At 73.9% G+C, this 19324-nt stretch carries 24 protein-coding genes and 1 tRNA gene; 8 read left to right on the top strand and 17 right to left on the bottom strand.

Annotated features, from left to right (window positions below; all coding sequences use genetic code 11):
* The first annotated feature begins 50 nt into the window (after positions 1–50).
* Positions 51–887 (top strand): helix-turn-helix transcriptional regulator, encoded by an 837-nt coding sequence (locus IE317_RS17155; RefSeq protein ID WP_191311199.1) that lies wholly within the window; start codon positions 51–53, stop codon positions 885–887.
* Between the two features lie 44 nt (positions 888–931).
* Here the strand turns inward: IE317_RS17155 and selB are convergent, their stop codons facing one another.
* The 3 genes from selB to IE317_RS17140 all read right to left on the bottom strand — a co-directional run bounded on the left by selB (position 932) and on the right by IE317_RS17140 (position 4024).
* Positions 932–2656 carry a selenocysteine-specific translation elongation factor gene (selB, locus tag IE317_RS17150; RefSeq protein WP_191311197.1) on the bottom strand — a complete coding sequence of 575 codons (1725 nt, stop codon included), beginning with the start codon at positions 2654–2656 and terminating at the stop codon, positions 932–934.
* Positions 2647–3930 carry an L-seryl-tRNA(Sec) selenium transferase gene (selA, locus tag IE317_RS17145; RefSeq protein WP_191311195.1) on the bottom strand — a complete coding sequence of 428 codons (1284 nt, stop codon included), beginning with the start codon at positions 3928–3930 and terminating at the stop codon, positions 2647–2649. Before selA ends, selB begins: the two co-directional genes overlap by 10 nt.
* Positions 3930–4024 (bottom strand) — tRNA-Sec (locus IE317_RS17140). Before IE317_RS17140 ends, selA begins: the two co-directional genes overlap by 1 nt.
* Before the next feature lie 54 nt (positions 4025–4078).
* Here IE317_RS17140 and selD point away from each other — a divergent pair.
* Complete coding sequence (gene selD, locus IE317_RS17135) at positions 4079–5071, top strand: selenide, water dikinase SelD (protein WP_191311193.1); 993 nt, start codon at positions 4079–4081, stop codon at positions 5069–5071.
* Between the two features lie 56 nt (positions 5072–5127).
* Complete coding sequence (locus tag IE317_RS17130; RefSeq protein ID WP_191311191.1) at positions 5128–5334, top strand: DUF2795 domain-containing protein; 207 nt, start codon at positions 5128–5130, stop codon at positions 5332–5334.
* Here IE317_RS17130 and IE317_RS17125 read toward each other — a convergent pair.
* A complete protein-coding gene (locus tag IE317_RS17125; RefSeq protein ID WP_191311189.1) occupies positions 5331–5621 on the bottom strand; it encodes a hypothetical protein in 291 nt (96 codons plus the stop codon). The two genes, IE317_RS17130 and IE317_RS17125, sit on opposite strands and share 4 nt — an antisense overlap.
* Before the next feature lie 52 nt (positions 5622–5673).
* Between IE317_RS17125 and IE317_RS17120 the strand changes: the two genes are divergently transcribed.
* Positions 5674–6240 (top strand): cysteine hydrolase family protein, encoded by a 567-nt coding sequence (locus tag IE317_RS17120; protein WP_191311187.1) that lies wholly within the window; start codon positions 5674–5676, stop codon positions 6238–6240.
* Positions 6241–6402: 162 nt separating this feature from the next.
* On the opposite strand, the gene IE317_RS17115 is transcribed toward IE317_RS17120, so the two are convergent.
* The 3 genes from IE317_RS17115 to IE317_RS17105 are packed head-to-tail and all read right to left on the bottom strand — an operon-like array spanning position 6403 to position 8598.
* A complete protein-coding gene (locus IE317_RS17115; RefSeq protein WP_191311185.1) occupies positions 6403–6732 on the bottom strand; it encodes an antibiotic biosynthesis monooxygenase family protein in 330 nt (109 codons plus the stop codon).
* Between the two features lie 44 nt (positions 6733–6776).
* Positions 6777–7676, bottom strand: a complete 900-nt coding sequence (locus IE317_RS17110; protein ID WP_191311183.1) for a serine hydrolase — start codon at positions 7674–7676, stop codon at positions 6777–6779.
* A gap of 52 nt (positions 7677–7728) precedes the next feature.
* Entirely contained in the window at positions 7729–8598 is an 870-nt protein-coding gene (locus IE317_RS17105) for a LysR family transcriptional regulator (protein ID WP_191311181.1), read from the bottom strand.
* Between the two features lie 109 nt (positions 8599–8707).
* On the opposite strand from IE317_RS17105, the gene bla reads away from it, so the two are divergent.
* Complete coding sequence (bla, locus tag IE317_RS17100; RefSeq protein ID WP_191311179.1) at positions 8708–9616, top strand: class A beta-lactamase; 909 nt, start codon at positions 8708–8710, stop codon at positions 9614–9616.
* On the opposite strand, the gene IE317_RS17095 is transcribed toward bla, so the two are convergent.
* The 6 genes from IE317_RS17095 to IE317_RS17070 all read right to left on the bottom strand — a co-directional run bounded on the left by IE317_RS17095 (position 9613) and on the right by IE317_RS17070 (position 14395).
* The gene (locus IE317_RS17095) at positions 9613–10236 is read right to left on the bottom strand and encodes an NAD(P)H-dependent oxidoreductase (RefSeq protein WP_191311177.1); all 624 of its coding nucleotides are present in this window, start codon (positions 10234–10236) and stop codon (positions 9613–9615) included. The genes bla and IE317_RS17095 overlap by 4 nt on opposite strands.
* Positions 10237–10285: 49 nt before the next feature.
* Positions 10286–10516, bottom strand: coding sequence for a hypothetical protein (locus IE317_RS17090; protein WP_191311359.1), 231 nt, complete (start codon positions 10514–10516; stop codon positions 10286–10288).
* 103 nt (positions 10517–10619) lie between these two features.
* The gene (locus IE317_RS17085) at positions 10620–11885 is read right to left on the bottom strand and encodes a PucR family transcriptional regulator (RefSeq protein ID WP_191311175.1); all 1266 of its coding nucleotides are present in this window, start codon (positions 11883–11885) and stop codon (positions 10620–10622) included.
* A gap of 29 nt (positions 11886–11914) precedes the next feature.
* Complete coding sequence (locus IE317_RS17080) at positions 11915–12577, bottom strand: alpha/beta fold hydrolase (RefSeq protein WP_191311173.1); 663 nt, start codon at positions 12575–12577, stop codon at positions 11915–11917.
* Positions 12578–12608: 31 nt separating this feature from the next.
* Positions 12609–13709: an FAD-dependent oxidoreductase gene (locus IE317_RS17075; RefSeq protein ID WP_191311171.1), complete on the bottom strand. Its 1101-nt coding sequence runs from the start codon at positions 13707–13709 to the stop codon at positions 12609–12611.
* Positions 13706–14395, bottom strand: coding sequence for a TetR/AcrR family transcriptional regulator (locus IE317_RS17070; RefSeq protein WP_191311169.1), 690 nt, complete (start codon positions 14393–14395; stop codon positions 13706–13708). The genes IE317_RS17075 and IE317_RS17070 overlap by 4 nt, the downstream gene beginning before the upstream one ends.
* 431 nt (positions 14396–14826) lie before the next feature.
* Between IE317_RS17070 and IE317_RS17065 the strand changes: the two genes are divergently transcribed.
* The gene (locus tag IE317_RS17065; RefSeq protein WP_191311167.1) at positions 14827–15252 is read left to right on the top strand and encodes a DoxX family protein; all 426 of its coding nucleotides are present in this window, start codon (positions 14827–14829) and stop codon (positions 15250–15252) included.
* On the opposite strand, the gene IE317_RS17060 is transcribed toward IE317_RS17065, so the two are convergent.
* The gene (locus IE317_RS17060; RefSeq protein WP_191311165.1) at positions 15249–15767 is read right to left on the bottom strand and encodes a VOC family protein; all 519 of its coding nucleotides are present in this window, start codon (positions 15765–15767) and stop codon (positions 15249–15251) included. The two genes, IE317_RS17065 and IE317_RS17060, sit on opposite strands and share 4 nt — an antisense overlap.
* 68 nt (positions 15768–15835) lie before the next feature.
* Complete coding sequence (locus tag IE317_RS17055) at positions 15836–16471, bottom strand: TetR/AcrR family transcriptional regulator (RefSeq protein WP_191311163.1); 636 nt, start codon at positions 16469–16471, stop codon at positions 15836–15838.
* Positions 16472–16521: 50 nt separating this feature from the next.
* Between IE317_RS17055 and IE317_RS17050 the strand changes: the two genes are divergently transcribed.
* Together IE317_RS17050 and IE317_RS17045 are read left to right on the top strand one after the other, a co-directional pair.
* Positions 16522–16968, top strand: a complete 447-nt coding sequence (locus tag IE317_RS17050; RefSeq protein WP_191311161.1) for a YybH family protein — start codon at positions 16522–16524, stop codon at positions 16966–16968.
* A 254-nt stretch (positions 16969–17222) separates the two neighbouring features.
* Entirely contained in the window at positions 17223–17855 is a 633-nt protein-coding gene (locus IE317_RS17045) for an NAD(P)-dependent oxidoreductase (protein ID WP_191311159.1), read from the top strand.
* 28 nt (positions 17856–17883) lie between these two features.
* Here the strand turns inward: IE317_RS17045 and IE317_RS17040 are convergent, their stop codons facing one another.
* Together IE317_RS17040 and IE317_RS17035 are read right to left on the bottom strand one after the other, a co-directional pair.
* Positions 17884–18435 (bottom strand): dihydrofolate reductase family protein, encoded by a 552-nt coding sequence (locus IE317_RS17040; protein WP_191311157.1) that lies wholly within the window; start codon positions 18433–18435, stop codon positions 17884–17886.
* Between the two features lie 97 nt (positions 18436–18532).
* Positions 18533–19324, bottom strand: a 792-nt coding sequence (locus IE317_RS17035; RefSeq protein ID WP_191311154.1) for a S1 family peptidase, incomplete at its 5' end; no start/stop codon positions are given.

The following is a 19324-nucleotide window of genomic DNA, read 5'->3' as shown; positions in this document are numbered from 1 at the left end:
GGACCGGCAGTACCAGGACAACGGGCCGCCGTGCTTGCACAATCGAGGGCATGGCGAACACCGCACTCGGCACGGCGCTGCGCCACTGGCGCGACCGCGTCTCACCCCAGGCCGCCGGCCTGCCCGCGGGCAGCCGCCGTCGCGCCGCCGGGTTGCGCCGCGAGGAGCTGGCCCAGCTGGCCGGCATCTCCGCCGACTACGTCATCCGGCTCGAGCAGGGCCGCGCCACCAGCCCGTCCGCGCAGGTCGTCGAGGCGCTGGCCCGCGCGCTGCGCCTCACCCGGGACGAACGGACACACTTGTTCCGGCTGGCCGGCCTCGCGCCCCCGGGGCCCGGCACGGTCCCGCGGCACATCCCGCCCGGCGTCCACCGCATGCTGGACCGGCTCGACGGCACCCCCGTCGCCGTCTTCGACGCGGCCTGGAACCAGCTCCTGGTCAACTCGCTCTACACCGCCCTCATGGGGGAAGGGCACGACCTCAACGGCGTCCGGCGCACTTTCCTGAGCCCGAACACCCGGGTGCGCGACACCCCGGAGTCCCGCGACGCGCTGCAGGCGGCGCTGGTCGCCGACCTGCGCCGGACCGCGGGCCATTACCCCGACGACCCGGAGCTCCGAGCGCTCGTCGCCGACCTCCGGCGGCACAGCCCGCGGTTCGCCGAGCTGTGGGAATCGGGGGCCGTCGGACAGCACGAGTCCGCCCGCAAGACCATCGACCACCCGGACGTCGGCCCGCTGACCCTGGACTGCGACGTCCTCAGCGTCGCGGGCAGCGACCTGCGGCTCATGGTCTACTCGGCCGAGCCGGGCACCGACGCGGCCGACCGGCTGGCCCTGCTGGGCGTCATCGGGACGCAGTCGCTCGTCGGGGAACAGCCGCGTTAGGCCGAGCCGCAGCACCGGCGGATGCCCGGCGCTGCCGCGAAGTCCTAGCCTGTCGTGCGGCGGGTCCCGTCGCCCAGAGGCTCGGTCAGCCCAGCGGCGTCGAGGCGCTCCAGCAGGGGGATCATCACCCGGCGGGTGCTGTCGAGAGCCTTCCGGGCCTCCGAAACCGTGAACGGCTGCGGCAGGCGGCACAGCTCCTCCACCGCTCGCTTCTCCACGTCCGCCCCCAGCACCACCCCGTCGGCGACCACCGTCAGCCGGCCCAGGCGGACCGCGGCCGCCAGCTCGCGGCGGCCGAGGCCCAGTGCCCGTAGTTCGTCCGCTTCCGGCGCGCGGAACGGGTGCTCCGCGAGCCGTTTCGCCACCACCCCCAGCGCCTTCTCCACCGCCGGAGCGAGCCCGGCGCCGGGACGGCGGACCAGCCCGCCCGCCACCTCGAAGCCGGTGCCCCGCACCACGGGGACGACCAGCTCCGCCGCAGGCAGTCCGAGCCGCTGACGCAACGCCTCCACCGGCACGCCCGCCGCCGTGCTGTCCCACGCCCTCACCACCGAGGCCGCCTGTGCACGCAGCTCCGTCAGCCGTTCCTCGTCCGCGCACCACTCGCCCAGCCGCTCCCCCACCGGACGCAGGCCCATTGCCGCGAAGTCCGCAGCAGGCACGAAACCCTTGCGGCGCAGGTAAACCCGCGCGAGGTCGGGCTCGGTCAGCTCGCGGCCACGCGCCCGCGCCGCGCCCCGGCGGGACAACGCGGGCGGATCGACGTCGAGGACGTCGAACCCGGCGGCGATCCGGTGCTCGCCCGGATCGCGGACCAGGCCGCGGTCCCCGGTGCGCAGCGGCAGCGGGGTGGCCGTGGTGAGCCGCGCGGTGTCCGTCCCGAGTGGACGGACGCGCACCGGCACGGCCGCCGTGCCCAGGTGCAGCACCAGTTCGCGGTGCAGGTCCGCGGCCCCGGCGCCGCGCAGCCGGACGTCGAACTCGGCCGTGGTGCGCCACCGGCCCGGGGTGAGCAGGACGTCGCCGCGGCCGACGTCGCCCCGTGCGGTGCCGCGCAGGTTCACCGCGACCCGGGCGACGGCGCCGACGCGGTCGCGGGGTTCGCCGAGCGCCTGCAGGGCGCGGACCTTCACCCGCGCCGACCCCAGCAGGAGCTCGTCGCCCGCGGCGATCGTGCCGGCGGCCAAGGTGCCCGTGACGACCGTGCCGGCCCCCGAGACCGTGAAGGCCCGGTCGATCCACAGCCGGACGTCGGCGTCCGGATCGGGTGACGGCAGCCGGGCGGTGAGGTCCCCGATCGCCGCGCGCAGGCGGTCGAGGCCCGCACCCGTGGTCCCGCTGACGGCGACGCTCGGGACCTCCCCCAGCGAGGTCGCGGCGATCTCCCGCCGCGCGAGGGCGGCCGCGGCGGCCGGGTCGGCGCGGTCGGCCTTGGTGACGACCAGCAGGCCGCGGCGGACCCCGAACGCGTCCAGCGCCGCCAGGTGCTCGGCCGACTGCGGCATCCAGCCCTCGTCCGCGGCGACGACGAACAGCACCGCCGGGGCCGGTCCCGCGCCGGCGAGCATGTTCGGCACGAACCGCTCGTGGCCCGGCACGTCGACGAAGGCGACGTCCTCCTCGCCGATCCGGGTCCACGCGAAGCCGAGGTCGATGGTGAGGCCGCGACGGCGTTCCTCCGCCCACCGGTCCGGCTCCATCCCGGTCAGCCGCCGCACGAGCGTGGACTTCCCGTGGTCGACGTGCCCGGCGGTGACGATCACCCGCATCGGCGGACGGCTTCCCGCAGTTGCGCGTCCTCTTCCGGCCGCACGGTCCGCAGGTCCAGCAGGCAGCGGTCGCGCACGACCCGGCCGACGACCGGCGGATCGCCCGTGCGCAGGGCCGCCGCGAACCGCGCGGGCAGGCTGACCGCGGCGCTGGGCAGTTCGACGCCGGGCGCGCCCCCGCCGCCGACCGCCGCGGTCGATGCGACGGCTTCGGCGCCGAAGTCCCGCAGGCTCCCGGCCAGGGTGTCGGCGCGGCGCCGCAGGTCCTCGACGGACGCTTCGAGCGCGGCGCGCACCGGCGGAACCGGCCCGCGCAGCGTCGCTTCGAGGGCGGCGAGGGTCAGCTTGTCGACGCGCAGGGCCCGCGCGGCCGGGTGCCGCCGCAGCCGTTCGACGACGTCCTTCTCGCCGAAGAGCAGCCCGGCCTGCGGGCCGCCCAGCAGCTTGTCCCCGCTCGCGGTGACGACCGTGGCGCCCGCCCGCAGCGCGCTCGCCGCGTCCGGCTCGCCCGGCAGGAGCGGGTGCGGGGCCGGCAGGCCGGAGCCGATGTCGGCGACCAGCGGCACGCCGAGCCCGGCCAGCTCGCCGAGCTCCGCCTCCGCGGTGAACCCGATGACGCGGTAGTTGGACGGGTGGACCTTGAGCACGAAGCCGGTGTCCGGGCCGATCGCCGCGGCGTAGTCCCGGACCGACGTCCGGTTCGTGGTCCCGACCTCGCGCAATCGCGCGCCGGCCGACTCCAGGAGGTCCGGGATGCGGAAGCCGTCACCGATCTCGACCAGCTCGCCCCGGCTGACGACGATCTCGCGGCCCGGGGCCAGCGCCAGGGCGCAGAGCAGCAGGGCGGCCGCGTTGTTGTTGACGACGTGGACCGCGCCGGCGTCCGGGACGGCCGCCTGCAGCGCCGCGAGGGCCCCTCGGCCCCGGCGGGCCCGGTCGCCGGTCGCGAGGTCGAACTCGACGTCGGTGGCGCCGCCGGCCGCGGTGACGGCCTCGAGCGCGGCGGCCGAAAGCGGGGCCCGGCCGAGGTTGGTGTGCACGACGACGCCGGTCGCGTTGAGCACCGGCCGCAGCGAGGACGCGCTCGCCGGGAGCCGCTCGAGCACCGCGTCGGCGACGGCTTCCGGGGCGATCTCACCCGCTCGCGCGGCCCGCTGGACGTCGTTGACCACCGCTTTCACCAGGTCCCGGCCGAGCGTCCCGGCGGCCTTGGCGATCCGGGGCTCGGCCAGGACCGCGTCGGTCCGCGGGATCGCGCGGCGCGGGTCAGGCATGGCGGAGGCGGACGGGAATCGAACCCGCCAGCGGCAGTACCTGCCGTTCGACGGTTTTGAAGACCGCGCCGGTCACCAGGCCGGATACGCCTCCCTGCACCATGGCTGCCATCCTGCCAAGTCCGCGCCCGGCAGGCAGGATGAACCGGTGGGTTTCCGACTGACGCAGTACGCGCACGGCGGTGGCTGCGCGTGCAAGATCCCGCCGGGCGAACTGGAAGCGGCCGTGGCCGGCCTGACCGGCGCCGCGCCCGTTTCGCCGCCGGGCGAGCTGCTCGTGGGCCTCGACACCGGCGACGACGCGGCCGCGGTCCGCATCTCCGGGGACACCGCGCTGATCGCCACCACGGACTTCTTCACCCCGGTGGTCGACGACGCCTACGACTGGGGCCGGATCGCCGCGGCCAACGCGCTCTCCGACGTCTACGCCATGGGCGGCACGCCGGTGGTCGCGGTGAACCTGCTCGGCTGGCCGCGCGAAACGCTGCCGTTCGAACTGGCCGCCGAAGTGCTGCGCGGCGGCCTCGACGTCTGCGGCGAGGCCGGCTGCCACCTGGCCGGCGGGCACAGCATCGACGACCCGGAGCCGAAGTACGGCCTCGCGGTGACCGGCGTCGCGGATCCGTCGCGGCTGCTGCGCAACGACGCGGGCCGGGCGGGCCTGCCGCTGACGTTGACGAAGCCGCTCGGCATCGGGGTGCTGAACTCGCGGCACAAGGCCACCGGCGAACGGTTCGAGCAGGCGATCGACGCGATGACGACGCTGAACGCGCCGGCGTCCCGGGCCGCGCTGGCCGCCGGGGCGGTGTGCGCGACCGACGTGACGGGCTTCGGCCTGCTGGGGCACCTGCACAAGCTGGCGCGCGCGAGCGGCGTGACGGCCCGGGTGGATCCGGCGGCGGTCCCGTACCTCGAGGGTGCGCGGGAGGCGTTGCGCGACGGGTACGTCAGCGGCGGCACCCGGCGGAACCTCGACTGGGTTCGCCCGCACGCGGACCTGTCCCGGATCCCGGAAGAGGAGGCGTTGCTGCTGGCGGACGCGCAGACATCCGGTGGCCTGCTGGTGGCCGGGGAGCTGCCGGGCCACCCGGTGATCGGCTCCCTCGAGCCGCGGTCGGAGCACACGATCGTCGTGGGGTGAGTTTCCGCTCCGGCCGCCACGGGTAAGCGAGGCGGAGAACGATCAGGAGGTGGGCGATGCACGACCGGACCAGCCTGGAACAGCACCTGGCCGAGACCGAGTACCCGTGCGGCCGCGACGAGCTCCTGCGCCGGGCGGCCGCGGCGGGCGGCGGCGACTCCGTGCTCGGCTCGCTCGGCGGGCTGCCGGACACCGACCGCTACGAGAACTTCGACGCGGTGTGGGAAGCGGTGTCCGCCAAGCACATCGGCGGGGCACCTTAGGCCAGCCGCTCCACGGCGTCGCGGGCTTCTTTGAGGTCCGCGCCGGTGCGCTCGCGGTAGGCCTTGATCGCCTGGATCTTCTTGCCCTGCCGCAGCAGCTCGGCCACCTCGGCGAGTTCCGGCTCGTCGGTGGCGACGCCGAGGTGCCCGGCGATCGCGTCGAGCTTCCGCTCCACCCGCGCGAGGCGGCGATCGACCCGGGCGAGCCTGCGGTCCGTGGCCGACGACGCCAGTCCCACGACCGCGACGAGCGCGACGACACCGAGCAAGAGCATCCCGTAGTCCATGCGGCGCATGCTACTTCCGGAAATTGTCGGTGCCGCTGGCTAGGGTGACGCCATGACGACATTGACCGACCGTCCGCACACCGCGCTGCTCGTCATCGACGTGCAGAACGGCGTGATGGAGACGGCGCACGACCGCGAATCCGTCCTCGCCAACCTCGTCACGCTGGTCGACAAAGCCCGGGCGGCGGGCACCGAGGTGGTGTGGGTCCAGCACAGCAGCGACGAGCTGCCGCGCGGCAGCCAGACGTGGGAGTACGTGCCGGAGCTGGTCCGCCGCGAAGCGGAGCCGCTGGTGCACAAGTTGTACGGCGACTCGTTCGAGGACACGGATTTGGAGGAGGTCCTGGCGAGCCGCGGAATCGGTTCCCTGGTGGTGGCCGGCGCGCAGACGGACGCGTGCATCCGCTCGACGCTGCACGGAGCGCTGGCCCGCGGGTATGACGTGACGCTGGTGTCGGACGCGCACTCGACGGAGGATCTGTCGGCGTACGGGGCCCCGCCGCCCGCGCAGGTCATCGCGCACACGAACCTGTATTGGAAGTACCAGACCGCGCCGGGGCGGACCGCCGGGACGGTGGAGACGGCGGAGGTGGAGTTCGGGGTGGAGGCACCGGCCTGAGGCTGTGCGCTGGGGCGGGTGGCCGCGGGTGGCGAGGCTCCGCTGGTCCGGCCGCGAGCCTGGCGGTGGCCGGGTGCCGCGGACCGGTCTGCTCCGGGCGGGTGGGTGCCGCGAGCCGCTCCAGCCGCCAGACCTGAGCGAGCGGCCGGGCGCCAGGCTCCTTTACTCCCGCTCGAAGCCGTACGCGCGCTCCACCCGGGCCACCTCGATGTGGTACCCCGCGTACCACTCCTCCCGCCCCCGGCGCTGGGCCTCCCGGTGCTCCGGGTGCCGCTTCCACGCCGCGATGGACTCGGCGTCGCGGTAGTACAGCACCGTCAGCTCGTGGCCGTCCGGGTCCGTTTTCGACTCGCGGCCCAGGTAGCCCGGCTGGGCGCGGCCGAGCTCGCCCATCCGCGCGTCCATCTCCGCGTAACCGTCCAGGTTGTCCGCGGCCAAGGTGCTCGTGATGATCACCGCGTAGTACGGCGGTTCGGGTCTGGTGAAGGACACCGCCGGAGCGTAAGTCGCCGATCCCGGCCGCCCAAGCGGTTTTCTCAGCCTCCGCGCACCTTGTCGCGCAGGGCTCGGGCCACCCGGGCCATCAGGACCTCCGCCTCGGGCTGGAGGACCGCCGGCACCCTCGACTCCGTCAGCGCCACCACCGCGAACACGCCGCCGTCCGCGTGCTCGACCACGCCCATCTCGTGCCGCAGGTTCAGCAGCGTTCCCGTCTTCGACGACCACCGGGCCGCGTCGGAAGCGAAGTCGGGCGTCAAGCGGTGGCGGATCAGGTTGTTCGCCATCAGCTCGCGCACGCCGCCGGCCACCGACCGGTCGATCTTCGACGGTGTCCACAGCGCCTGCAGCAGCGAGAGCAGCGCCCGCGCCGACGCCGAGTTCGCGCGCGTGACGTCGAGCTGCGGGAGGCGGTGGCCCCGGCCGGCCGTCGACGCGCCGATCGCGAGCGCGTGGGCCAGGTCCGCCTCGCCCGGGTCGAACCGCTCGGCCGGGGTCTCGACGAGGTCGCGCAGGAGGTGACGCACCGCGATCCCGCCCAGTCCCCACTCCCCCAGCATCCGCGTGACCTCCGCGGGCGGCGTCAGTCCGAACAGGACGTCCGCGGCCGTTCCGTCGCTCAGGGACGTGCTCAGGTAGAGCAGGTCGCCGAGGGCCACCCGGGCCGGGTGGTGGAAGCGGGTCAGGCCGGTCGGCCCGGGGGTGGTAACCCGGCCGGGCGCCACCTCCAGCTGGGTCGCCGCGTCGAGTTCGCCGCGGCGGATGCGCTCGAGGGTCGCCGCCGCCAGCGGGACCTTGACCAGGGACGCCATCGGGTATTCGCGGTCCGGGTCGATCCCGAGCTCGGCGCCCGATCGCAGGTCGCGGACCAGGAACGAGCCACGCAGGCCACCTTCGTCGAGTTCCGCGCGCAAGTCGCGGACCAGCGCCTCGGCCATCACCGGCCGGCCCCCGGGGCCGCGAGCCGGCGCGCCACGCCGTCGGCGGCCATCACCGGCCCGCTCCGAGGCAGCGCCCGACCGCGGCGTGCAGGGTCGTCCGCAGCCGGTCCGCGTCCTCGGCCAGCGCCGCCGCGACACCGAAGCCGCGCGCCAGGCCGAGCTCGCCGATCGGCCGCCACGACAACCCCAGCTCCTCGGCCTGCGCCACCGAGCACAGCAGCAGATCCGCCGAGGCGAACACCTCCGCGGCCGCCGCGGTGAACGAATCGGCCACCGACACCTGTGCCGGGGACAGGCCCACCGCGTCCCGCACCCGCAGCACCCGGTCGCGCACGTGCGGGACGTCGTCCTCCGGCTGGATCCAGACCCGCCGCCGCACGCCGGCGGACCGGCCCGTCCGCAGCGTCTCCAGGTGCACGACCCGGCTCGGCCCGAGGTCCACCGCGGCCACCCCCAGCGGCACCGACCACACGGCTTCCTCGGCCGGGACCGCGGTGAGCGCGGCCCGCACCTCGCTCGTGCGGACGAGCTCGGCCCGCTCACCCGGCCCCGCCGCACGGAACTCGAGGTGGACCTCCAGCGCCCGGGCTTCGGCGGCGAGCCCGGCGAGCTCCCGCACCCCGCAGGTCGCGGGCACGGCCACCCGGACCGGCCGCAGCCGGGCGCGCTTCGCGTCGTGTTCCATCGCCTCGGCCAGCTGCACGAGCCGCCGCGCCGAAGGCAGCACGTCCCGGCCGAACGGCGTGAGCCGCGCCCGGCGGGTGGAGCGATCGAAGAGCCGCTCCCCGAAGTGCCGTTCCAGCGCGGCGATGCGCCGGCTGGCGACCGGCTGCGGGATCCGCGCGAGGGCCGCGCCCGCCGTGAAGCTCCCCGTTTCGCTCACGCTCACGAACGCCCTGCAGCCGCCGACCAGGTCCACGAGCTCATCTTATGCCGAATCCGCATCGAAGAGTGCACTTCCGTCTTGGACAGCATGAACGAACGTCGTGAGACTGCGGAGGACGCTCAAGATCCGGAAGGAAGTCCCCGTGCCGTTCCCTCGAGCCCGCCGGGCCGTGCTCGCCGTGCTGGCCTCCGTCCCGCTCACCGCGTGCGCCGCACAAGCGCCGGCACCGGCCCCGCCGACGACGTCGGCGGCAGCGACCACCCCGGCCCCGCAGCCGGACTTCGCCCCGCTCGAACGCAGCTTCGACGCCCGCCTCGGCGTGTACGCCCTCGACACCGGTTCCGGCCGGGAGATCGCCCACCGCGCCGACGAGCGCTTCGGCTACGCCTCGACGCACAAAGCGTTCTCCGCCGCGGCCGTCCTGCAGCGCACCAGCCTCGACGGGCTCGCGAAGAACCTCACCTACACCCGCGCCGACCTCCAACCGAACTCCCCCGTCACCGAAAAGCACGTCGCCACCGGCCTCCCGGTGCGCGACGCGATCGACGCGGCACTGCGCTACAGCGACAACACGGCCGCGAACCTGCTGTTCCGGGAGCTCGGCGGCCCGGCAGGGCTGGCCGCCGCGCTGCGCGGGATCGGCGACACGACCACCCACGTCGACCGGATCGAACCCGGCCTCAACGACCTCGCCCCGGGCGACGTCCGGGACACGAGCACCCCGCGCGCGATGGCCGGCAGCCTGCGTGCCTTCGCCATCGGCTCCGCGCTGCCCCCCGAAAAGCAGACCGTGCTGACCGACATGATGCGCGCCAACACAACCGGCGCGGCCCTGATCCGGGCCGGCGCGCCCGCGGGCTGGGCCGTCGCCGACAAGACCGGCACCGGCAGTTACGCCACCCGCAACGACATCGCCGTCGTCTGGCCGCCGGGGCGGGCGCCGATCGTGCTGGCGGTGATGTCCAGCCGCCAGGCCGAGAACGCCGACCACGACGACCGGCTCATCGCGCAGGCGGCGAAGCTCGTCCTCGACGCCCTCCGGGGAAGCTAGCCGAAGAGCCGGCGCACTTCCGCCTCGACGTCGCCGAGCCACGCGGCCCGCTGCGCCGCGTCGGCGTCGGCCACCACCCGCAGCACCAGCCGGCCCACCTCCGGCTCCCCGAGGTAGGGCGCGAGGCAGCGCCGCCAGATCGCGTCCAGGGGATCGCCGAACAGCGTGCGCTCCCGCTCCGCGGTGGTGTCCGAGGTGTTGACCACCAGCAGCCGCCGCAGGGACAGCAGCGACTCGGGAGCGCCGCCGGCGTCGTCGAGGCGGTAGGCCACGCCGGGCACGAGGATCCGGTCGAGCCAGCCGCTGAGGATCGCCGGTGGTTTGCCCCACCAGTTCGGGTGGATCGCGACGAGACCGCCCGCGGTGGCCAGTTCTTCCCGGTGCCGCCGCACCAGCGGATCCGGTTCGGCGGCGAGGAACTCCTCCGCCCGCGTTCCGCTGGTGTAGGCCTCCTCCGCGGTCAGGACCGGGTCGAAGCCTTCGGCGTACAGGTCGTGGAACCGCACCGGACGGCCGGCGGCGGTCAGCGCGGCGACGACCCGGTCGGCGAGTGCGTGGTTGAAGCTGCCGGGCCGCGGGTGGGCCAGCAGCACCACCACCGGCTCGTCGTCGATCACCATGATCACGCCATCCTGCCACGGCGGCGCGCGGCGGGGTCCCGCGGTGAGCTCAGCCCGCGTTGGCCAGCAAGCCCGGTGCCGACGGCGCGTTCCGCATCAGGCAGGCGTGACACGGCATGCCGCGCAGCCCGTCCAGCACTTCGGCTTCCCCCGGGAAGATCGACTCGCCGCACAGGGCGGTCAGGTGCTCCGGCACCGGTCCGGCAGGCACGGGGATCAGGTGGCACACGCGTCTGCTCTCGCCGACGACGCCTCGGCGTAGCCGCACCAATGCGAGCATTCCACCGTTTTCACCCATGCGAGCACGGTAAGCGAAGATCAAGGCCCGGGCTTCGTGTCGACGACCCAACGATCTTGGGTCCCGGTGGTCCCGGGCACCAAAGTCACGCCGGGGACAGCACCGCCGAGCCCAGCCGGCGGCACAGGGCCAGCGCCAGCTCGACGTCCAGCCGCCCTTCGCCGAGGCCGCGCGGGAGCAGTTCCTGTGCCTTGCGGACGCGGTACTGCACGGAGTTCTTGTGCATGGTCAGCTCGGCGGCCGCCGCGGTGTAGCTGCCGCCGGAGGAGAGGAACACCCGGAGCGTCTCGCGCAGCCGGCCGCCGTTCTCGTCGTCGGCGGCCAGTGGCCCGAGCGTGCTCGCCACCCACAGGCGGGCCGCGTTCAGGTCGCTCGTCATCAGCGCCACCGTGCCGACCTCCCGGAAGGTCAGCGCGCGGTCGCAGTGCTCGCCGGCGGCGAGCGCCAGCGCGTGCACCCGGCGGGCCTGCTGGTGGGTGTCGCGGAAGCCGGCGACCCCGGTGCCCGGGTCGCCGACGGTCACCCGCACGCCGGCTTCGGCCTCGGCGAGCGCCGCGTCGAGGTGTTCCCGGCCGATCGTCGCGCCCGGGGCGAGCGGGAGCCACACCCAGGCGCTGGCCTCGTCCCGCGGCACGAACAGCGGACGGCCCTGCCCGCGGACGCGCTCGAACACCGCGCCCGCGACCGACTCCAGCAACGACAGGGCGTCGTCGACGAAGGCCTCCGACGCGTGCCAGACGATCATGCCGACGTGCGTGCCGCGCAGGCGGTAGCCGATCACCGCCTCGGCCGCGTCGACGTCGGGCGGGCCGCCGTTGCCGTCGAGCAGGTCCGCCACCTTCGCCGCCCGCGCGGCACTGCGGTTGAGCAGCCAGCGGTCGCGTTCGTCCTGGTAGACGCCGACGAGCTGGCGCACCACCCGGGTGATGAACTCGTAGGCGACCCGCAGCAGCCGGCGCATCATGGCGCCGAGCAGCGCGGCGTCGTCGACCAGCCGGGTGCACTCCTGGAACCCGAAGTCGAGCATCGCGGCCTGCCCGAGGTCGTACGCACGGATCAGGTCGAACACCGGGGTGCCGCGCTGCGCCAGCCGGCGCGCGTACTCGATCGCCGCGGCCGGCGGCTCGATACCGGCCGGATCGATGCCGTGCCGGAAGATCTGCAGCGCGGTCTCGATGTTCTGGTACACGCTCGCCGACAGCAGGCTCACCATGCGCTCGTCGTCGTTGACCAGCTGCGGCAGATCGGTGGCGTACAGCTGGACCAGTTCACCGGTGAGTTCGCCCGCGCGGCCCTCGAGGGTGGCGGCGATCTGCCGGATGCGCTCCGAGACGACTTCTTCGTCCACCATGGAGCCACCTTAGGGGGTGGCACCTCAAGCTAACCGAGGAACTCGTCGATCAAGTCGAACGTCCGGTCCGGCGCCTGCAGCGCCGGCTGGTGCCCGGCGCCCGGCACCACCTCGAACCGGGCGTCGGCGAATGCGGCCGCGTAGGCCTTGCCGAACGCCGGCGGGACGACGACGTCGTCTTCACCCCAGATCAGCAGGGCCGGGGTCCGGACCCGCGCGAGGCGGCGCAGCAGCTTCGGGTCGGCCAGGTCAGGGCCGGCGTAGGTCCGCAGCGCGGCCAGGTCGGCCGGGTCCGGGCCGGGCACGCCGGGCGGTGGCTGCGGCAGCCGCACCGGGTGCCCCGGGATCTCCGGGCCGATCGCGTCGAGCAGGACGAGCCGGCCGACGCGCCGCCCGCGGTCCCGCACCACCAGTTCGGCCGCGACCCAGCCGCCGAAGGAACTGCCCACCACGACGACGTCCGCGAGGTCTTCGTCGTCGAGGAGGTCGAGGTAGGCCAGGGCGAGGTCGTCGACGCCGGTGAACGCGTCCGGGCGCGGGGTGCCCGACCAGCCGGGGTGCGTCGGGGCCAGCACGCGGGCGCGCGGCGCGAAGTGCTCGGCGATCGGGGTGACGCTGCGCGGTCCGGCGCCGCCGTGCAGGACGAGCACGGCGCGGTCGCCGCCGCCGGTGTCGAGGAGGTCGAAGTCCACGGGTTTTCCTTCCGTCAGGGAATCAGTCCGGTCAGTGCTGGGCGGCGAAGCGCGTCATCTGCTCGACCATCGCGTCGGGCGCGCCGGCGGCGAAACAGGCTTCGAGGTTGTCCGCCGAATCCCGGGCGGCTGCTTCCGCCCGGGGGAACATCGCGATCTCGTAGGCCGAAAGAGCGCTTTCGACGTCGTCGTGGTCCGCCAGGGCGAGGGCCAGCTCGGCGGCGTCGAGCATGGCGAGGTTCGCGCCCTCGCCGGCGAAGGGCGACATGAGGTGGGCGGCGTCGCCGAGGAGCGTCACGCCCGGCACCCGGGCCCAGCGGTGGCCGACCGGCAGGGCGTGGATCGGCCGCGGGATCAGGGCACCCTCGCTGTCTGCGAGGAGCGCCCGCAGGCCGTCGGCGAAGCCGGCGAAGACCTCGAGCAGCCGGTCCCGGTCGGCCAGCTCGGTGACCGCCCCGGCGTCGGCGGTCCGAACCGCCGCGTACACGCGGATCCGGCCGCCGCCGGTGCGCTGGGCGATCAGCCCCTTCCCTTCCGCGAGCGCGAACATCGACCCCCGGCCCACCAGCGCCGCCACGGCCGGGTGCCGCGTGTCCACATCGGACAGGTGAGCTTCCACGAAGGACAGTCCCGAGTAGCGCGGCACGCCGTCCGAGAGCAGCGGCCGGACCTTCGACCAGGCGCCGTCGGCACCGACCACCAGATCCGACTCGACGACTTCGCCGGTGGCCAGGGTGAGCCGCCCCGGCGCCACCGTGGCCACCTTGGCACCCCAGCGGACCACACCCTCCGGCAGCGACCCGGCCAGGATGCGTTTGAGCTCGCCGCGGTCGATCTCCGGCCGCGTCCCGTCGCCGTCGGCTTCCTCGAACCGGACCGTGCCGTGGCGGTCGATGATGCGCAGTGCCTCGCCCTCCTCGCGGACGACGGCGCGGAACTGTGCCGTCAGCCCGGCTTCGGCCAGCGCGCGCTGGCCGGACTCCTCGTGCAGGTCGAGCGTGCCGCCCTGGTCGCGGGCGGCCGGCGAGGTTTCGAGTTCGCAGACGGTCGAAGAAATCCCGCGGGTGTGCAGGATCCGGGCCAGCGTGAGGCCGCCCAGTCCGCCGCCGACGATGGTGATGGAAGGGGTCATGACGTCTCCTCGGGTACGGGGCGCGGGGTGGCGAGCGCGCCGTTCAGCAGCGCGTCGAACGCCCACCTCGCGCGGGCGGGGCCGGGGCCGGACACCAGGTCGGTGGCCAGCGCGGCGATGTGCGGGTGCGTCGACGGAGAGACGCCGGCCAAGGACTCCGTCAGCGCCTCGTGTTCGCGGGCGGCGCCGGGCCGTTCCCGGCGGCTGCCGTGTTCGGCGGCCGCCGCGGTGGCGGTCAGCAGCAGGACGTCGACCGCCCACGCGGCCTGCCCCGGTGCCATGCCGCCCTCGTCGAGCCGGGCCAGCACCGCCTCGACGAGCGCCAGGTAGTGCGGACCGCTCAGCCGGGTGACCAGGGCGACCCTGGCCAGGCTGGGGTGCGCGAACAGCACCGACCGGTAGGAGTCCAGCACCGCCCACAGGCGGTCGCGCCAGTCCCCCTCGCCGTCCAAGGCGACCTCGGCGAGCAGTTCGTCGAGCACCGCGGCGTGCAGTTCGTCGGTGTCCTTGACGTAGACGTAGAGGGAGGCGGGCCCGGTGTCGAGTTCCTTCGCCAGCCGGCGCATGGTGACGCGCTCGACGCCTTCGGCGCGCATCACCGCGACGGCGGCCGCCACGATCCCCTCGCGCGTCAACGCGGGCTTCGCCGGGCGCTCCCGGCGGTTGTACGTGCTTCCCGGAGTCATGCCCCCACTATAGCGAACATGTTCGTCACGAGCACGTTCGGCACGAACATGTTCGTCCAGGCCACCAACCCGAAATCAACACCTCATTCGGCCGCGCCGAATACGGCATTCGGGTCCACCCATTTTGTTAAGTCGCCCGTTAAGCAGCCACATCGAAAGACTCGAAAATAATCGCGAAAGATCGGCCGCGATTATCTGGCGGTCTGGACCACTGGGCGAAGATCACCCGTACGGCGGCTTTCCCTTGCCCCACAAGGTTGTAGCGCCAGGGCGACCAGCGAGTAAACGTTTTCGAAACCCGCTTACACGACATTTGCCGCTTGTGGCAACTCTCCACGAGCGGTATATCTGGGTGACTCGCAATTCGCACGCGGCCGGCCGCACCGCCGGCCGGTTCGATGCCGCCCCCTCTCCCGCTCCCCGGAGGCACCATGCATCGCCTGGACCCAGCCCGCGAACACGTCGTCGGGCTCTACCGCATCGTCATCGGCTTCCTGTTCGCCTGCCACGGCCTCAAGACGCTCTTCGGCCTGTTCGGCGCGAAGTCCGCCGCCCCCGTCGGCGCGTGGCCCGGCTGGTGGGCCGCGGTCATCCAGCTCGTGTGCGGCGTGCTCGTCTGCGTCGGCCTCGGCACCCGGGTGGCCGCCATCCTCGGCTCCGGCTCGATGGCCTACGCCTACTTCGTCGTCCACCTGCCGACCGGCCTGTTCCCGATCCAGAACGGCGGCGAAGCGGCCGCGTTGTTCTGCTGGTCACTGCTGCTGGTCGCGTTCGTCGGCCCGGGCCGCTTCGCGCTGGGCAACCTTTCGGTCCGGCAGCGGGCCGCCGAGCCGACGCGGGCGAGCGCCACGGTCTAGGAGGGACGGGAGATCCCGACGCCGCTGCGCGCGTCGGGACCGTACTTCGCCAGTTCCGCCGCGAGGTCGAGACGACCGGTCGACGCGCTCTTCGCCCGGTCCTCTTCGGTCAGCAGGTCGCGGGGGATGATCCAGACGACCTCGAACTCCAGCCCGCTGGGATCCTTGGCGTACAAGGACTTCGTGGTTCCGTGGTCGGACGAGCCGACCAGCGCGCCCGCTTCGGTGAGCCGGGCGGCGAGCCGCTCGAGGTCGCCGAGGGTGTCGACCTCCCACGCGAGGTGGTAGAGGCCCACCGAGGTCCGCCCGGCCCCGGAATCCGCGGCGTCCGCGCCGATTTCGAAGAGGCCGAGGTCGTGGTCGTTGACCGACCCGGGCGCCCGCAGGAACGCCGCGCCCCGGTGCGCGTCACCGCCGTCGATGTACCCGAAGCCGAGCACGTCCCGGTAGAACGCCACGCTTTCGGCCAGGTCCCGGACGTAGAGCACGGCGTGGTTCAGGCGGAAGATCGACATCGGGGCTCCGTGCTGCGCGCGAATCGGTTGAAGTTTCAACTTAAGGGTAAGCGCGCCCCTGCGGGCGGTCAAGGCAGCAGGGCCGCCGCCCACAGCCGGCCGAGCCAGGCCGCGTACCTCTCGTCGGACCACTCGCGGCGCTCGACGAGCTGGTGCCACAGCGTGCCGTCCGTCGTGGACCACAGCACGTCCCGGCACTCGTCTTCGGGCACCGCCAGCTGCCCGGTGCCCGCGGCGGCCCGGGCGTGCTCGGCCATCGCCGCCAGCCGCTGGCGGTCGATCTCCTCCAGCATCGCCGCCGCCGCGGGCTCACTCGCCGCGGCTCCGCGCACCGCCAGGTGCAGCCGCGCGGTCCGCCGCATGGCCGCGGTGTTGAACACGGCCAGCGCGGCGAACCGGGCCCGCAGGTCGGGTTCGGCGAGCACGGCGCGCAGTTCGGGGCGCTCCAGCAGCGGGACGTCCCGGTCGTCGCCGCCCACGGCGACGTCCCAGACCCGGTGCAGCAGCGCGGGCTTGTTCTTGAACGCCGCGTAGACCGTCTCGGGGGCCACACCGGCTTCGGCGGCGACGTCCGCGATGGTCGTCCGGCCGTAACCGCGCGTGACGAACAGCTCGTGCGCCGCGCCGAGGATCCGCCGCCGGGTCTCCCTCGCCTGCTCCCGGCGGCGACTCGAGTCGTACTGGCGCTTGACGGGCCCGCTCATCGGATACATCCTCACTGTATTGAAAACAGCACGACTGTATTGGAGTTGTCATGCCCACGCAAACCGAGGCCTTCCTGGCCGACATGCTGCCGCGGCAGACCGCCGCCGAACGAGCCATCCACGACGGCGACCCGGAGCCGCGCGCCGCGCTGTGGTCGCAGGCCGACCCGGTGAGCCTGTTCGGGGCCTGGCTGCCGATCCGCACCGGCTGGGCCGAAGTCGGCGAAGCGTTCAAGCGGGTCGCGGCGCAGTTCGCGGACTCGAGCGACTACCGCTTCGAGGTCGTCGCGGCCGGCGCGAGCGGCGACCTCGCCTACACCATCGGCTTCGAGCACAACACGGTGTCGATCAACGGCCGGCCCACGACGTACACCCTGCGCGCCACCCACGTGTACCGGCGGGAGAACGGCGAGTGGAAGATCGTCCACCGCCACGCCGACCGCCCGCCGGACGAGCCCGGGACCGGGGAAACGCTCACCGTGACCCACTCTCGGTAGACCCGGTGACCGACCGGGCGACAAACCTTCGACACCGCATCGAGGCCCTGGTCAGGGGCACCGCCGGTTCGTAGGGTGGGTCCACCGCAGGACACCGTGTCAGCCGTCCCGCGGGCGGTGATGCCCCCGGATCCGACCTTTCCCCGAAGCCAAGTCCCGGGGCATCACCGCGTCATCCGGGCGAACCCTTCGACCAGAGTTCCTTAGTTCTAAGCTATGATTCTTAGCGCTAAGCAATCGATCGAAGGAGTTCCATGCGCATCACCGTGTTCGGCGCCGCCGGCGCCGTCGGCCGCCGGGTCGTCGCCGAAGCCCTCGCCCGCGGCCACGAGGTCACCGCCGTCGTGCGCGACCCCCGCCGCGCCGCGGACCTGCCACCGGAGGTCACCGTGCGCACGGGCGACGCCGCGGACCCCGGCGACGTCGCCTCCCTCGCCCGCGGCCAGGACCTCGTGATCACCGCGACCCGCCCGGCCCCGGGCCGCGAACCCGAGCTCGTCGAAACCACCCGGAGCCTGCTGAAGGGGCTGGCCGGAACCGGCGTGCGGCTGCTCGCCGTCGGCGGGGCCGCCGGCCTGCGCACCCCCGGCGGGACGACGGTGCTCGACGCGCCGGGCTTCCCCGCCGAACTGCGGCCGATCGCGGCGGCCTGCGTGGCCCAGCACGACGTCTACCGCGCCGACACCGCCGTCGACTGGACCTACGCCAGCCCGCCCCTGCTCCTGGAGCCCGGCGAGCGCACCGGCCACTACCGCCTCGGCCGCGACGACCTGCTCACCGACGCCGACGGCCGCTCGGCGATCTCGATGGAGGACTTCGCGATCGCCCTGCTCGACGAGGCGGAACACCCGCGGCACCACCGGACCCGCTTCACCGTCGCCTCCTGAGGTACCCGCTGCCGGTCCTCCTGCGAAGCTAGCGCTTCCGGTAGGTGCTGAGGATCGCCGGCCCGACCCGGGTGGTGGCGGCCAGGTCGAAGTCCACGGGGGCCTCGACGCCGTCGAACAGCCGCCTGCCCGCCCCCACGACACTCGGGAAGACGAGCAGGCGGTACTCCTCGACGAGGCCGTGGCGGGCCAGCTCCTGCGCGACCCCGACGGAGCCGATGACGATGACGTCCCGTTCTTCCCGCTCGACCGCACCGGCGAGATCTCCCTGCAGCAGCACGGAGTTCTGCCACGCGGACACGTCGTGGAGGGTTCGCGACGCGACCAGCTTCGCCGCGGCGTTGAGGCGGTCGGGGAACTCGCCCGAGCGGCCCGGCCAGAGCTTCGCGAACAGCTCCCACGTCTTCCGGCCGAACAGGAGGACGCCGGTGTCGAGCAGGGACCCGAGCCGGAACTTGTCCCCGGCCACCGCCTCCGGGCCGTGGCGGAACGCCCAGCCGCCGGTGGCCGTGCCGCCGGACCCGTCGGGGTCCTCGACGACGCCGTCCAGGGTGGTGAACTCGACGACGATCACGCTCATAATCGCTCCCGGTGCCTCTTCGCCGCGCCCCGGTGGCGCGGCCGCACCGGTACCTACCGGCGGCGGCCGCCGGATTCATCGGCCGCCGCCGGATCGCCTACGCCGTCACGAGCGAGAGGCCGTAGGTCTGCAGGATCTCGTTGACCGGCTGGAACCAGGTCTCACCGCCGGAGCCGCAGTTGCCCCAGCCGCCGGAGGTGACGCCCTGGGCCTGGTCGCCGGTGATGAACGACCCGCCGGAGTCGCCGGGCTCGGCGCAGACGTTGGTGCGGGTCATCTGGTAGACCGCGCCCTGGGCGTAGTTGACGGTCTCGTTCTGCCCGAGCACCGTGCCGCAGTGCCAGTGCGTGGTCGAGCCCGAGCGGCACACCGACGTGCCGACCGGCGCGACCCACGAGCCGCGGACGAGCGCGTCGCTCACCGTGCCCCAGCCGAGCACGACCGGTGCGGTCCACCAGCCGCCGCCGATGCGGATGAACGAGTAGTCGTTGCCGGGGAAGGAGGAACCGGCGAAGGTGCCCATCCACGAGCCGTCCCAGCCGACGACCGAGCTGCCCGTGCCGCCGCAGTGCCCGGCGCTGACGAAGCCGCCCTGCACCGAGAAGCCGATCGAGCAGCGGGTGTTGCCGTTGATGTAGTACGGGTCGCCGCCGACGGTCCCGGCCGAGAACGGCTCCGCGGCCGGTGCAGTGGCCACCGTGACCGGGCCCGCCTTGGCCGCCCGGGCCAGGAAGGCGTCGACGTCGGCGCCGCGCGCCCCCGGCCGCACGGTGACCACGACGCTGCCGGCCCGCGGATCGGCGCGCCAGCCGCTGACCGCGGCCGGGGCGGGGTCCGCCTTGGCCGACGCGTCGAGGGCCGCCTTCGCGGCGTCGAGTTCCGCCGCACT

This window comes from Amycolatopsis bullii (assembly GCF_014654205.1).
GTDB classification, from domain to species: domain Bacteria; phylum Actinomycetota; class Actinomycetes; order Mycobacteriales; family Pseudonocardiaceae; genus Amycolatopsis; species Amycolatopsis plumensis.
The sequence above is the reverse complement of the archived record's forward strand: the minus strand, read 5'-3'. Positions and strand labels throughout refer to the sequence as shown.